Source organism: Bradyrhizobium vignae (genome assembly GCF_900324035.1).
Lineage (GTDB): Bacteria > Pseudomonadota > Alphaproteobacteria > Rhizobiales > Xanthobacteraceae > Bradyrhizobium > Bradyrhizobium vignae.
Map to the genome: position 1 here is coordinate 6,770,922 of NZ_LS398110.1, position 14,232 is coordinate 6,785,153.

General features: G+C 59.8%; 9 protein-coding genes and 1 pseudogene. All 10 read right to left on the reverse strand.

All coding sequences use genetic code 11. The features are described from left to right. Nucleotides 1–173 precede the first annotated feature (173 nt). A complete protein-coding gene (locus tag BRAD3257_RS32705; protein ID WP_122405292.1) occupies nucleotides 174–1,433 on the reverse strand; it encodes a Glu/Leu/Phe/Val family dehydrogenase in 1,260 nt (419 codons plus the stop codon). A gap of 1,025 nt (nucleotides 1,434–2,458) precedes the next feature. After that, nucleotides 2,459–3,928 (reverse strand): NAD-dependent succinate-semialdehyde dehydrogenase, encoded by a 1,470-nt coding sequence (locus tag BRAD3257_RS32710; protein ID WP_122405293.1) that lies wholly within the window; start codon nucleotides 3,926–3,928, stop codon nucleotides 2,459–2,461. Nucleotides 3,929–3,971: 43 nt separating this feature from the next. Continuing rightward, a complete protein-coding gene (locus tag BRAD3257_RS32715; RefSeq protein WP_122406881.1) occupies nucleotides 3,972–4,190 on the reverse strand; it encodes a hypothetical protein in 219 nt (72 codons plus the stop codon). A 176-nt stretch (nucleotides 4,191–4,366) separates the two neighbouring features. Next, entirely contained in the window at nucleotides 4,367–4,822 is a 456-nt protein-coding gene (locus BRAD3257_RS32720; protein WP_145987071.1) for a hypothetical protein, read from the reverse strand. Nucleotides 4,823–5,104: 282 nt separating this feature from the next. Beyond that, on the reverse strand, nucleotides 5,105–6,043 hold the full coding sequence (locus tag BRAD3257_RS32725; RefSeq protein WP_122405295.1) for a 2-hydroxyacid dehydrogenase: 939 nt from the start codon (nucleotides 6,041–6,043) through the stop codon (nucleotides 5,105–5,107). A gap of 902 nt (nucleotides 6,044–6,945) precedes the next feature. Next, nucleotides 6,946–8,811 (reverse strand): MBL fold metallo-hydrolase, encoded by a 1,866-nt coding sequence (locus BRAD3257_RS32735; protein ID WP_122405297.1) that lies wholly within the window; start codon nucleotides 8,809–8,811, stop codon nucleotides 6,946–6,948. A 144-nt stretch (nucleotides 8,812–8,955) separates the two neighbouring features. Continuing rightward, nucleotides 8,956–9,783, reverse strand: a pseudogene (locus tag BRAD3257_RS32740) (aldo/keto reductase). A 65-nt stretch (nucleotides 9,784–9,848) separates the two neighbouring features. After that, nucleotides 9,849–11,588, reverse strand: a complete 1,740-nt coding sequence (locus BRAD3257_RS32745) for a hydantoinase B/oxoprolinase family protein (RefSeq protein ID WP_122405298.1) — start codon at nucleotides 11,586–11,588, stop codon at nucleotides 9,849–9,851. Further along, nucleotides 11,585–13,666 (reverse strand): hydantoinase/oxoprolinase family protein, encoded by a 2,082-nt coding sequence (locus BRAD3257_RS32750; RefSeq protein ID WP_122405288.1) that lies wholly within the window; start codon nucleotides 13,664–13,666, stop codon nucleotides 11,585–11,587. Before BRAD3257_RS32750 ends, BRAD3257_RS32745 begins: the two co-directional genes overlap by 4 nt. A 293-nt stretch (nucleotides 13,667–13,959) precedes the next feature. Next, entirely contained in the window at nucleotides 13,960–14,196 is a 237-nt protein-coding gene (locus tag BRAD3257_RS39475; RefSeq protein ID WP_145987072.1) for a hypothetical protein, read from the reverse strand. Between the last annotated feature and the right edge of the window lie 36 nt (nucleotides 14,197–14,232).

Consider the following 14,232-nt stretch of genomic DNA (forward strand, 5'->3'; position numbering starts at 1 on the left):
GGAATCCTGAAAATGAAATTGCAAGGTTCCGATGTCCGAAGCATCAAAACCCTGCAATCCTAAAACACCCCGCAACCACAAATGCGATTCCAGCTCAATCGCTTAGCCGCTCTTCACGGACGACTCTGTCGACAGTCGGTGAACAAGAAGTGGGAACAGTTCAAGCGATCGCGCTACGGAAACAGCCCTCTGGTCTGCTTCGCCTCGAGCACAGTCTGAACTCCAAGTGCCATCGCTGCCGTTCTGTTTGAAACCTGATCCTTCTCGGCCTTTCTTACGACTTTCTCGAAAGACTCGTCGAGCTTTCCAAACAGACGCGAAAGAACCGCCTCACGATCCCAGAACAGGCGTTGAAGTCCCTGCACCCATTCAAAATAACTGACGATCACCCCGCCGGAGTTGCACAGGATATCCGGAATAACGAACACCTCCGAGCGGCGTCGGTCAAGGATCTGATCAGCGTCAGGCGTCGTTGGACCATTTGCGCCCTCGGCAAGGATTCGGCATTTGAGATTCGAGGCAACCGGTCCATCAATCACGCGTTCGGTCGCTGCAGGAACGAGAACATCGCATTCCTGGACCAGCATAAGAGCAGGATTTAACAGGAGTTCACAGGAAAAGCCTTCCAGCTTACCAGTACGTCGCACATGAGCGAGGAGTCGGGCGACATCCAGCCCGCGTCTATCGAAATACGACGCGCTATGATCCGAGACGCCCACAATCCGTGCGCCCCGCCTGTCCAGCTCTTCGGCCGCTACCGATCCGACATTGCCAAACCCCTGTATGATGCACCTTGAACCTTTCATCTGCATGGCGAGGCGCTCCATCGCCCGGGCAATGAGGTGCACCACTCCCAGGCCGGTAGCTTCGCGTCGTCCCTCGGTCCCACCGGAAGAAACCGGTTTACCCGTAACGATCTCGCTGACGGTCTTGCCCTGATACATGGAATAAGTGTCCATGAACCAGGCCATCACCTGTTCGTTTGTCCCCATATCCGGCGCCATGACGTCAATGTGCGGACCCACGAACGGAATCATCTCCTGCATGTAACGTCGCGACAGTGCCTCGAGTTCGCGCCCGGAGAGTTTTGCAACGTCGACGGTGACGCCGCCCTTTGCGCCGCCGTAAGGCAAGCCGGCGAGAGCGCACTTCCAGCTCATCCAGATTGCCAGAGCAGCGACCTCTCCCATGTCAACCGTCGTGGCAAATCTGGTCCCGCCTTTCGTCGGGCCAAGGGTCAGATGATGCTGCACTCTGAAACCCTGGAAAACGGCGGTCGTTCCGCTGTCCAAGTTGACTGGACAGGCGATTGTGATGGCACGCTTCGGATAGAGAAGACGGGCACGGAGGCTCTCCGGAATCTCCAGATAATTAGCGATTGTCTCGAACTGGTGGCGGGCCATTTCGAAAACGGGTCCGGAGTAGGTATCCATTGTTGCATGCCTCGTTGGGTTCACACTGCAGATGAGGAGATTGCGGATTCCACTAGCGCCAGACGCGCCAGCTCCCAGCGGCACAGGCGAGTCTCCGCAGCACCCGTGCAGCGTGCCTGCAGCTTGCCGTCACGAATGGCTTCGCTGGCGGGAGAAGTGTAGCCACGCAGTTGTCACCAGAGTGGCTTTGCTTTCGCACCACTGACGTCGCACGATTGGGCTACAAGATTGTCCGACCTTCGGTTGGGGACTGCGGCCATCATGGGCGCCGCGGAATCTTCCCAGGGCGTTTCCTCCCTTACTGCCGGAGCCTCACTTGAGGTTCCGACCTTTTCTCAACCCGAGGACCGGACGTGGCACAGCACCGGCAGTCCTGACGGTGAATGATGCCGTTGTCCGCGAAAATCACCCAACGCAGCGGGTCGACAAATGACGGGAGGATCGAAGGGACCATCGCCTGTTGACCGTGGTGCGCAATTTGCCGTGCTTTGACATGTACCTCATCTAGTTCCAGACGTTCGCGCAACCGATTCGTCAATTTGGCGCTTTAAGGTTCGACAATGTCCCGGAACTGCGTGATCAACTCTTCCGCCGAATATGAGAAGCCCAACCGGAGAGAATGGGCTGTTCAACAGCGGATTGCACCGCAATATGCGTTAGCTTCGACGCGCATCAATGGAAGCTCATGAAACTTGCGATATGAATCACGCCGCCGGCGCCAGCGCAGGCTTGCGCTGCGACGTCCAGCTCGGCAACTTCTTCGCTCGGTGATGCGCTGAGGCTCACCTGCACACTCAAACGGCATCCACACCGGAACACGCAGTGGATGCCCCTGGAGCGTTCCAACCGGCGACCGAAAACTCTCAACGATCGGCGGCTCGCTGACACCGCCGGAATGCGACCTTCCGGCGCTCAAACACCGAAAAGTAAGTCGCGCTTGTCCGCGGGATCCGCCCGAAGACGCTCGCTTATCTCCGGCCTGCCGGATCCGGTAAGAGATTTCTCGCACGCTAGGCGGGCCCTGTTCAAGGTGCGTCAAGGCCACCGATGTGGAATGCTTTGATTTCTAGATATTCTTCAATGCCGAACTTGGATCCTTCGCGGCCAATCCCGGACTGCTTGATGCCGCCGAAGGGTGCCACTTCGAGTGAGACGGAGCCAGTGTTGAGACCGACCATGCCGAACTGTAGCTGTTCTGCGACGCGCCAGGAACGGTTCAGGTCCGACGTGTAGAAATACGACGCCAATCCGAAAGGAGTCGCGTTGGCGATCTGGATTGCTTCTTCCTCGTGCTTGAACCGGAACAGCGGAGCGACCGGCCCAAAGGTCTCCTCATTCGCCAATTGCATGTCCACTGTTGCGCGCGAAAGGATAGTGGGCTCAACGAACTGATCTTTCGATCCAGTCTTTCCACCGAGCGTGATCGCGGCGCCCTTTGAAAGCGCGTCGTCGATGTGGCGACGAACCTTGTCGACCGCAGCCCGGTTGATTAGCGGGCCGATCGTTACGCCCTCACGTAATCCGCTACCGACAACGAGCTTGGAAGTCTGAGCCATAAGGCGGTCGGCGAATTTGTCGTATATCCCCTCCTGCACGAGCACCCGGTTGGCGCACACGCAGGTCTGGCCGCCGTTGCGGAATTTGCTGGCCATCAATCCAGAGACGGCGAGATCGACGTGCGCATCATTGAATACAATGAATGGCGCGTTGCCTCCCAACTCGAAGCTCACACGCTTGATGGTGCTCGCCGACTGCTGCATCAGCAATTGTCCGACGCGCGTGGATCCGGTAAACGAAAGCTTGCGGACCGACAGATTCGAAGTGAGCTCGGCACCGATCCCCTGAGGCATACCGGTCAGGACGGAGAAGACCCCCTTCGGAAAGCCGGCCCGCTCGGCGAGCACGGCCAACGCGACGGCGGAGAACGGAGTAAGTTCGGAGGGCTTCGCAATGATCGGACAACCGGCCGCCAGCGCCGGGCCAGCCTTGCGGGTAATCATCGCGTTCGGGAAATTCCACGGCGTTATAGCGGCGGACACTCCGACCGCCTCCTTCAGGACCAGGATGCGGCGATCCGCTGTGGGTGCCGGGATTGTGTCGCCGTAAAGGCGGCGCGACTCTTCTGCGAACCACTTGATAAAACCGGCACCGTAACGGATTTCGCCCGCCGCTTCCGCGAGCGGCTTGCCCTGCTCCATCGTCATGATCAGGGAGAGATCATCGATATTTTCGAGCATCAACCGGCACCAGTGTTCCAGCAGGCGCCCTCGCTCGCCGCTGGGAAGAGCGCGCCAGGCCGGCCACGCTTCCTCAGCCGCCAGGATGGCACGCTTGGTTTCTTCCGCTCCGAGCGCCGGTACTGTCCCAATCTCGGCACCGGTCGCCGGATCCGTGACAGCGACGGTAGCACCACTGCCGGCATCTACCCATGCGCCAGCGACAAACGCCTGCTGACGGAATAGAGTCCGATCCTTCAAACGCTCTCTCAGCGACATGCAGATCTCCGAAAAATGAGGTGTCAACTACTCAGTGCTTAAGTCACGGGATAGGATCGAGTGGTGTGCGATACACTTCAGTGCTATCTGCGCCGACGACGCGAACCGCACAACCCTTGGACTTGAGCTCTGGACGTACAATAGAAAGTTCGATCGCAAGCTGATCCGCTCGACCCGCGGCAAGCTCGAGGTTTTCAAGGATGAGACCGCCTTGGTCCTTGTACTCCTCGCCGATCACAAGATCAAAAGAGTAGTACGGCATGTCAAACTCTCCCATTTCATTAGGGCTCACCACCTCTTTGGGTGGATCCTCACACCCTAGTTCGGTACTTGGCGTAGAACCCCAACGAATCCGATAGATATCGGCCTAGCACTGCTGCGTTGATCGGTCGTGCTTTCACCTTCGTGTACTCATCGAACGCTCTAGCTAGCGCTGCTCTAAGTGAAAGCAAAGGCGAGTAGGCTCGAGCAGAGCAGCGCGAGGCCGGCCGCGGCCAATGCTAAGTAGCTGGCGGAGATAAGGTCATGATTGAACATTAAGCAACCTCCATTAGAGAGCAGGAGAGGGAGCAGGATTGCTTTGATGGGAAACCAGACCGCATCTGACGACAGCGGCTTCTCTTTGGAGGATTCGACAGAGACTTTTTGTCCGAAAGCAGAGCGCTGATCTGCGGCGTTGGCCCAGTCACTTAACGGACCAGGCGCAAACACAAGAAGCAAGCAGCCCAAGGAAGCCGCCTCACTTAGCCCTTCGCTGGTTTCACCTTCGAGCACCATCGATTTCATAACGCCTCGCTCTGTTACGCAGCTCAATTTCCAACCCGCATTTGCCAGTTGTTTAACGAAACCAATGATGCAGTAAAGAACTGCATCGGTACGCGACGTACAGAGCATGGATTAATTGTGTCGCGTTATTGAGACCGCCCTGGTCCTGGTGCTCCTCGCCAATCACAGATCAAAAGAGTAGTACGGCATCCCATATTCTCCCATTTCATCCGATCCGCCCTCTTCAGGTAGATCCTCACATCCCTACACCGCCGCGCAGATGATGCACCCGTCGTTCAGCGTTCGCAGGAGCTGTGCCATCCACATCCCACCTCGCCCACCACCATTGGCGGGCGCACGGTCTTCGTCCTGCATAACGCCAACATCTCCCGATATGAAATGGGGACGGAGTCAATACCCGGTCTTCGGATCGACCGTGTTAATCAGTGCCTGGCCGGCGCGAAGGCGTCTGATATTCTCGATCACGCCGGGCGCGGCGGTGCGTGGGTTGGTGGCGCCGGCGATGTGCGGTGTCACGCGCACCCTGGGATGCGTCCAGAAGCGATGATCGGTTGGGAGGGGCTCGGTGCTGAAGACATCGAGCGCCGCGCCGCTGAGATGGCCAGAGTCGAGTGCCGCGAGCAAGTCGCTGTCCACGACATGCCCGCCGCGCGCCATGTTGATGAAGTAGGCGCCGCGCGGCAGGCCGGCGAAGGCCTTCGCATCGAGTAGGCCCATGGTGTCGCGGGTGAGCGGCAGAACATCAACCAGGATATCGGTGCGCGCGAGGAACTGCGCGAACCCATCGGGGCCGTGGAACGTCTCGATACCGGAAAGTGTCTTGGCGGTACGACTCCAACCGGCCGTCGGGAAGCCGAGTGCGGCGAATTTCCTCGCTGTGTCCTGGCCGATCGTGCCGAACCCCATTACGCCGACGCGCCGTTCAATGGTGTCGACGAACCGCTCGGGCTTCCATGTCTTGTTCCGTTGCGAAGCCTCGTACTTGTCGATGTCGCTATGGTGCCGCAGCGCCCAGTAGATCGCGTACTCGCTCATCTGCCCCACCAGCCCGTCATCCATGATGCGGGTGATCGGCACGTCCTGGGGCAGCTTGTCGTCGGTCAACAGATGATCGACGCCCATGCCGAGCGACACGATCATCTTCATGTTCGTGAACATGGAAAGCAGGCCGGGCTTCGGATTCCAGGCGAGCGCCACCTCGATCTCGTCGATGTTTCCGAGCCCGTCGTTCAGCGTGCGGAAGTCGATCGTGCCCAGGCCCGCCTCCAGGAGTGTCTTCCAGGCGAGCCTGTCGCTCTCGCCACTGATATAGGCAATGGCACCGGCCATGATTGCCGCTTTCCTTTCCCGAGTGGCACCGAATTCATTGCTCTCTCGATTGCGACTTTCTCAAGTAGATACGGAGATCGTCCTTCAATCTCTTTCGTGCGCGGTTGGGCAGAACTGTAAGCAAGTCACGGCAGCTGCATGCCTTCGCTTAAGAGGCCGGAAGCCGCTGCCGTGCCCGAGACGAGCATCACCCGACGGCTCGCGACTGCGGCCACCGACATAGCGTCGTCGTTGCTCTGCAACCTGTGGACCGAGCCCGGCAGATCAGACCCGATCCTGGGCGCAAGGTGGGTCACCATGAAGAGCCGCGCACATCTCGCCCATGCCAGCCACATTTTCCCGCACTGATATAACCGTGTTGTATGCGCCATTTCTGCAAGCTCCCCTTCAGCGACACCAATACCAATTTGGGCCTATTTGATACCAATTTGATATTAAATCGCTTCCGATTGCCAAGTTCGTTTGTGTGCGTGCGCGGTTTGGGGGTAGTCGATCCCTCGGTGCTCGCAAGGGCGCCTCGATCGCTAGACTGCCGTTCCTTCGCTCGTGCTTGATCCGCTCAGTGGTGAGCAGAGGACGGCTGATGGCCATTCTGCTAGAGAACGGTTCTTCAACTGATCATAATTCGCGTGTTATCGGAATGAGCAGCTGACGAGCCATGCGGCGCTTGCCACATCGGCTAACATGAACAGGTTCAGACCTTCCCACAACTCGCATCCTCACGAGCGGCGGCCACGAATACCTGCTAGTGTCCCGCAACATCAATCACTATCGGCAGCGGATGGATATCTATTCGATCGCAATATTCGAATCGGGAAGTATCTCGGCTATGTCGTGCTGAAGGAGCTCAACTGCCATCGTGCCGCTATCGTCGTGAGCTCGGCGCCTAGCCGCCGCGTGACTTAGTCTAGGACCGAGACGAGTGCTTCACAGACGGGCCCTTGCGACACGTCATCGATTAGAATCTCAGCGGTCATGAGCCTTCGCCTCGGGTCCCCCTGAGCTGGCGCAGTCGCCCGAAGCACTATCTCGCCTCGCTCAGTTGGCCCAAGCGTGATGCGTCCCACTTGTTCATGCGACGTCCAACCGGACGCTGGTAGGAGGCGCGCGCTGTAGACAGCCCTGCGCTCCAAGTTGTTACGAATCGTGATGGTGTATGCGATCTCGCTGTTCGGTTGTGCTTCTGAGAGATATGGCAGCATTCGCGCCCAGAATAGGTCGATGAAATGATCGGCAGGCTCAGCGACGATATTGCGGAATGCGACTTCCTTTCGTTCGATGTAGTCCGTGTACTCAGCGACTCTCGACTGATCCATCGGAATCAGCTCTCCGTGTCCGGGGCATACGAGATCAGGGTTCGTCGCCCGTATCACGCTTGCGCAGCGCCGATGCATTTCCAACTGGAAGCTGTTGCGCATGACCGTAGACTGGATGGCGATCTCCCGCTCGATCCCTCCGGCCTGAGGATTGAAAAGAAACAGATTGTCCCCTCCGAAGACGATCCGCTTGCCATCGATTTTACCCAAAATTGCCGCATGGTATTCGGTTTGACCTGGGGCGTGATAAATCTCGAAGTCGACCCCTCTCCAGTGAAACGCCTCACCATCACGCAAAATTCGTTGCACCTTGATCGGTTTGTGGAAGCAGCACGGCGTGCTCGCCCACGCAGGGGGATCGGCTATGATCTCGGCGACACAATCAAGAGCCCAGCACTGCGTGCCGAAATGTCGCTGAAGGAACGGTATTCCACAGACATGGTCGTCATGGATGTGCGTGGGAATGACGAGTTCAATTTCTTGCACCCCGTAATCGTCGCGCAGCTGCTCGAGGTGATGCTGAACGAAACGCAGGGCTTGATAGCTACCGTGATCGTTGGAAAAATGGAGATGAGCGGAAGAAGTCAGTCCGTAGTCAATCAGCATGGCATGGCCGCTACCACTCAGCACGATGTAGAAATTTGAACAGGTGTGTGGTCCCGCCCACAGCAAGTGCTTCGTGATCGGCTGCAGTTTGCTCTCGCGTATAGTCTGCCAGTCACTCCTATTCCAGCCCGACGTAAAAAGCCTGCCTAAATTGGCAAGCGCGTCAAGTCTCGATTCGAGCTTGCGAATGTCTCCCGCCACTTCTCGGATCGGCGCTCCATGCGATGGGTAGGCAGTCGACACATCCTCTTGTTTCAAGGCGAGTATCGATTGCATTGTAAATTCAACGCCAACCAAGCTGCCATAGCTATATTCCATTGCATGAAGTTGATAGAGCTTCCCGCCGCTCGTCATCAGATCGCCAGTAAACGCGACCTTTCTGCCGTCTACCTCTACGATAAGGCTGACCATGCCGTACGTATGCCCCTTTGCTGGCAGCACGCGAAACTCATACTCCTTCCAGACAAAGGTACCGTAATCTTCGAGAACTGCATCGATTGAAAGATCGGTCCCTAGCGAGAAGAACGTGTTGGTGTCGTTGTAGTTGCCGTAGATTCGCTTCGCTTGCCAATAGGCTTCAGCATTGTCGAACAGGTGTCGTTCGTATTCAGGCACGGCGATTTTCGCTCCGGCCTTCTGCACAATAGGCGTTCCCCAGCACTGATCCCTATGGTGATGAGTATGTAGGACCCAAGCGACGCGTTCGATACCAATTGCGGGAAGATGCTGCATAATGGCGCCGGATCCTGTATCGATCAATAGGCAGTCCGCGCCACTTTTCAGAACGTATACGTTACAACTGTCTTGAAACTCCCAAAGGTTTTTCGAGCGTTGAATCAGGGACATTTTGCGTTCTCCACAGGCCAATCCTGGCTCGCCAATCCGCGTCGGCCAGATGCGTTAGCTACAGCGCATTCTCGCTAGGCCGCCGCGATGTTCACCACGCCATCTCGCAAGTCGCGGGAGGGATCGCTCTTGTTGGCTGCGCGCTCAGGCCGCGGCGTCCAGTTGGGTCACTCCTTCGGGGGGCAGCCATGGCGCAGACGCTGATACATTCTCTTCCAGATGGGCAACCCGGAGCGTACCGGGGATTGGCGGGATGACCGGGCTGTGCTGCAGCAACCATGCGAGAGCGACCTGCCCTGTCGTGGCTGAATGCGCCCTCGCACGCGATCGACCGTACCGCTTGGTCGGGCCAGATTGCCGGCCCCGAGTGGACGCCAAGGTATGAAGCCGATGTTGTTGGCCGCGCAATAGGCCAGCACATCCGTGCTGCCGCGGTCCACCAGGTTGTAGCGATTTTGCACGGTCGTCGTCCGAGCAACTTCGATGTCAGTCATCGAGACCTCGCTCAGCCCCGCATGACGGATGATGCCATCGTCCAGAAGTTGACGGATGGCACCGCCCGTCGCACGGCACCTTTGGGTCGATGCGATGGAGCTGCCAGAGATCGATCTGCTCGACGCTGAGGCTGCCTTTGGCCCGGGCAATCAGGTAGTCAGGACGTCCGTTAATCGTCCACTGACCGGGGCCCTGATGCACGAAGCTCGCCTTAGTGGCGATCAGCAGTCCCTCATAGGAGTGGAGCGCTTCGCACATCAGCTCTTCCGCTATATCGGGGCCGTAGCAGTCCGACCTGTCGATGAAATTGACACTGAGCCCCGGAAGTCTACGTAACGTAGCGAGGGCCGTGGAGCGGTCAGAAGGCTGGCCCCAGGCGTCGGTTCCGGCGAGCCGCGCGGCGCCGCAGCCGAGACGATTAATTGACGCCTCGCCGATCGGAAACTGTCCGGAAGCCTTGGCGCGAATCGTGCTCATCCGTCTTTCCATTTTGTTGATTGATAAAGTGCGACGGACTCGAGCATGCTTCTCGGACGTCTACGCTAACGCTGAACTCTGCGGAGTTGCAAAGTCCTGGCTTCGTCGATGTGCAATCCGTCGGACGTGATGGCCACGGCGTATTCCCGCTCGGCCGCCGCGATGCTCACTATGCCGTCGCGCACGTCGCGCGAGACACGGGAGGGATCGCGCGTTTTGGGGTTGCCGAATCCGCCGCCACCGGGAGCGAGGACATGATAGGTTGTGGGTCCGTATCGTTCCACGCTGGCATTGTCGGGGTGGATTTTCGTGCCGTCGGCCAGCGAGAGCGTCGGCATCGTGGTTGCGCCTGGCTTGCCGCCTTCAACACCGAAGGATGACGGTCGCCCCCCAGGGATCGCGCCGATCATGAAGGAATATTCCGCCGGGGTGAACAGTTCGACCTCGTAGTCGCAGCCCGTTCCGCCGCGGAAGCGGCCGGGACCGCCGCCGTCACAGCGGAATTCCTGGCGGTGGAAGCGCACCGGATAGAACTGCTCGTAGTCCTCAAGATTGGGCAACGTGAGCCCGCCGAGCGTAATGAGGTTGCCGATCATGTTGATGCCGTCGCGGCCTGCAACGGCGCCGCTGGCCGCCGCCGCCGGAAAGCCATGCATGACGTAGTGGTCCCCATTGGGGCGAAGACCCGACATACGTGTCGACATCGTCTTCGGCCAGCCGGCCGAAGCGCGTTCGGGCAGGGCCTGGGCCAGCGCCTTCCAGATCGCGTGGATGATTTCGTGGGCGGGGTATACCGTGTTCGCGGTCATAGCCGCCGGCAGCCGCGCGTTTACCAAGGTGCCCTCCGGCAGGCGGATCTCGACGCTGCGGAAGGTGCCTTCGTTCTTCGGCAGGTCCGCTTCGAAGAAGGCGGCGAGCGCCATGAACACCGCCGACGTCGAGTTGGCGATCGAGCTGTTCTTGAAGCCGCGCATTTGGGGCGAAGTCCCGTCGAAGTCGACGATCAGGCCAGACTCGCCGACGGTCAGCGTGAGCACGATCGCGCTGTCAACCGGCTGGAAGCAATCGTGATCCATCGGTTCTTCCGCTTTCCAGCTACCCTTGGGCAGGCGGGACACCGAGGCCCGAAAGCGGCGGTCGGCGTGGTCGAGCACGGCTTCGAAGAACTCTCCGGCGCGATCGGCACCTACCTCCTCGACGAGCGCGGCAATGCGCTCCGCGCCGATGCGGGTCGAGCCGATCATAGCGCGCACATCGCCGTCAAGCGCATCCGGGAGGCGTGTATTGAGCAGCAGGAAACGCCAGAGGTCCTCACGTACGCGGCCTGTTTCGATCAGCTTCAGCACCGGGAGCCGAATGCCTTCGTGGAAGATCTCTGTGGCGGCCGAGTTATAGGTGCCGGCCGCGCCACCACCGATGTCGACCTGGTGCGCACGATTGCAGGCAAACGCCACCAGCTTGCCCGACACGAAGACGGGCCGCGCAATGACCCAGTCGGGCAGATGGTTGCCGCCGGCGGTGTAGGGATCGCTCAGCAGGAAGACGTCGTCCGGTGCGATCGCTTCCTTGAAGTCGCGCAGGATCGCGCGCACGGCAAAGCCGCCGCCCCCGGTATGGATGGGGATGCCGTCGGCCTGGCTCATCAGAATGCCGCGAGCATCGGTAATGTAGCAGGAAAAGTCGTGGCTCTGGGTCAGGTGCGGGGATCTCGCGGTTCGCGTCATGACCCATCCCATCTGGTGGGAGATGTGATCGAGCCGGTTCTGCACCAGTGCGAGCGTAATGGGGTCCAAGGCGGGGTTCATTCGGCAGCTCCAATATGGACCAGGAAGTCGTTGGCGGCGTTGACTTCGACCACGTCGCCGGGACCGACGAAGGCGGTGGTCGTACGCTCTTCGATCAGGAGCGGCCCTGGCAGCTTGCAGCCGGGCCGAAGGTCCTCGCCGTGGTAGACCGGGGTGTCTTGCCATCCCAATGTCGGATCGATCCACACCGGACGTTTTTGCCGGGGCGCAGGAGACTTTTGCCGGGACGTTCGCGCCGGCGGCAGCGACCACTCCAGACTGCCACGCCCGACAACGCGCAACGCCCTGATCTCGAGGCGACCGCCGGGCTGAATGTGCCCAAACAGGCGCTGATGCTCGGCTTCGAAGGACTGCCGGGCTGCCGCTTCATCGAAGCGATTGGCTTCCAGCGTGACGCGCACAGGCCATTGCTGCCCGACATAGCGCAGATCGATCTCGCGCTGAATGGTGCTCTTCTCGGCAAAGCCTTGTCGCGCCAGGGCCTCGCGCGCCTGGGATTCGAGCTGGCCAAATGCAGCCTCGAGTGCGGAGCGCTCAACCTTGTCGAGGTCGGCGACAAAGACCTGCATATAATCCTGCCGTACATCGGACTGCAGGGTGCCGATGGCACAGAAGGCGCCGGCGGCGCGCGGCAACAGCGCGCGCTTGCACCCCAAAGCGCGCGCCACGGCGGTCCCATGCATGGGACCGGCACCGCCTGCGGCCACCAACGTAAAGTTGGCGGGGTTGTGCCCGCGCTCGATGCTGAGTCGCTCGACCGCATGCAACAGGTTCTGCTCCAGAAGGCGGATCACACCGGCGGCCGCGTCTTCGACGGAACGGCCGAGTGGGCGCGCAAGCTTGATCTCGATCGCGCGCTGCGCCAGGTCGAGGTCGAGCGTCACTGCGCCGCCCGCCAGCTTGCCTGCGCGCATTCGTCCCAGCACCAGCTGCGCATCCGTCACCGTCGGCTCCTCGCCTCCAAGTCCGTAGGCGGCGGGCCCCGGCTGCGCGCCGGCCCCCTTCGGACCGACATGCAGCAGGCCGCCCGCATCGACCCAGGCGATGGTGCCGCCGCCGGCGCCGACGGTGTGGATCTCCACGGACGGCGTCGTCAGGTGGTAGCCGTCGATGATCAGATGGTCGCTGACAGGCACCTGACCCTTCGCCATCACCATGACGTCGCAACTCGTGCCACCGATCTCCATCGAGATGAAGTTGGCCTGGTCCTGCGCCTCGGCGCATCCCCTCAGCGCACCGACCGCCGCGGCCGGTCCGGACAGGACCAGCATCACCGGGCGGTTGGCGACTTCGGTCACCGAGACGGCGCCGCCATTGCTCTGCAACATCAGGAGCGAGCGCGGCAGGCCAAGTTCACGCAGCCGCTCGTCGAGGGCTTTGAGATAGCGGGTGACCTTGGGCGCGACATAGGCGTTCACCACCGCCGTCGAGCCGCGTTCGTACTCACCCATGGTCGGCATGATCTCGCTGGAGAGCGAGATCCAATCGCCGCCCCAGCTTTTTGCCAGCGCCTCGCGGGTCTCGCGCTCATGCCGGCCGTCGAGAAAGCTGTTGAACAGGCACACCGCGACCGCTTCGACGCCTTCCTGCTTGAAGATATCGGCAGCCCTGGCCACATCCTCGGCGACCAGCGGCTCGACCTCGGTGCCGTCGGCGGCGATCCGGCCTCGCACCGGCTGGCGCAGATAGCGCGGCACCAGGACCTGCGGCGCCGGCGCACGATGATCCCATTGGTTCTCGCGAATGCCACGGCGGATCTCGAGCGAATCGCGGAAGCCATGCGTGGTCAGCATGCCGACCTGCGCGCCCTTCTTTTCCAGGATGGTGTTGGTGGCGACCGTCGAGCCGTGCACAAACAGCGCGCAATCCCGCAGCAGCGCAGGAAGCGGCAGATCGAGCTCGGCTGCGGCGACCCGCAAGACGTTGAGCACACCCTCGCTGGGATCGGCCGTGACCGATGGCGACTTGAAGATGCGCACCTGCCCCGTTGCATCGCGCAGCACCATGTCCGTGAACGTGCCGCCCACGTCAACGCCGATGCGCCACGGGGCCACAATTGAGGAGGCGCTATCAGTCATTGCTGAATTTCTCTTTCGTTGACAGAAGATTTCGGCAGAGGCCACCGCGAGCAGTGATCAAATGGTCCGGCAAGTGCCGCGGATCTGGTCGGCACGCCTCGCGCAGAGCTAGGCACGGGTAAATTCTTCCTCGTAGCGTAACGTTTTGATATTTTTGCGCCAAACAGCATTGTTGCCCTGATTGGCTAAACGCCGGATCGCCCGCTAGCCTAAACAGCAGAACGAGAAATGAATGCTTTGATGTCGCGCGCAAGATTCATTCCCCCTCCTCCAGTTCGGTCATGACTGAATGATCAATCCAGGTCATTTGGGGTAAGCCATCCGCCGAGGCCAATACCAATTTCGAAGGCACCGATACCAAACTGGAATAAATGAACATTTAGAAGACGAGTGACAGATGCGACGGTTGTTGATCCTGCTTGCAATCGCGAGGCAATCAGTTGGAGGAACGTATTTTTCCAAAAGAGCTTTCCATGAGTTTCCGAAGCATCATCTGACGTGGATATGGCACTTTCCTGCTGGACAACCATGCAAGTCGAGCCGGGCGTTTGCTGACGAGAACGTTT

What these genes read in the sequence shown, in the direction of transcription:
- BRAD3257_RS32750 (WP_122405288.1), bottom strand. Translation starts at nt 13,666, where the DNA reads ATGACTGATAGCGCCTCCTCAATTGTGGCCCCGTGGCGCATCGGCGTT.
- BRAD3257_RS39475 (WP_145987072.1), bottom strand. Translation starts at nt 14,196, where the DNA reads ATGGTTGTCCAGCAGGAAAGTGCCATATCCACGTCAGATGATGCTTCG.
- BRAD3257_RS32715 (WP_122406881.1), bottom strand. Translation starts at nt 4,190, where the DNA reads ATGCCGTACTACTCTTTTGATCTTGTGATCGGCGAGGAGTACAAGGAC.
- BRAD3257_RS32735 (WP_122405297.1), bottom strand. Translation starts at nt 8,811, where the DNA reads ATGTCCCTGATTCAACGCTCGAAAAACCTTTGGGAGTTTCAAGACAGT.
- BRAD3257_RS32705 (WP_122405292.1), bottom strand. Translation starts at nt 1,433, where the DNA reads ATGGATACCTACTCCGGACCCGTTTTCGAAATGGCCCGCCACCAGTTC.
- BRAD3257_RS32710 (WP_122405293.1), bottom strand. Translation starts at nt 3,928, where the DNA reads ATGTCGCTGAGAGAGCGTTTGAAGGATCGGACTCTATTCCGTCAGCAG.
- BRAD3257_RS32745 (WP_122405298.1), bottom strand. Translation starts at nt 11,588, where the DNA reads ATGAACCCCGCCTTGGACCCCATTACGCTCGCACTGGTGCAGAACCGG.
- BRAD3257_RS32725 (WP_122405295.1), bottom strand. Translation starts at nt 6,043, where the DNA reads ATGGCCGGTGCCATTGCCTATATCAGTGGCGAGAGCGACAGGCTCGCC.
- BRAD3257_RS32720 (WP_145987071.1), bottom strand. Translation starts at nt 4,822, where the DNA reads ATGCTCTGTACGTCGCGTACCGATGCAGTTCTTTACTGCATCATTGGT.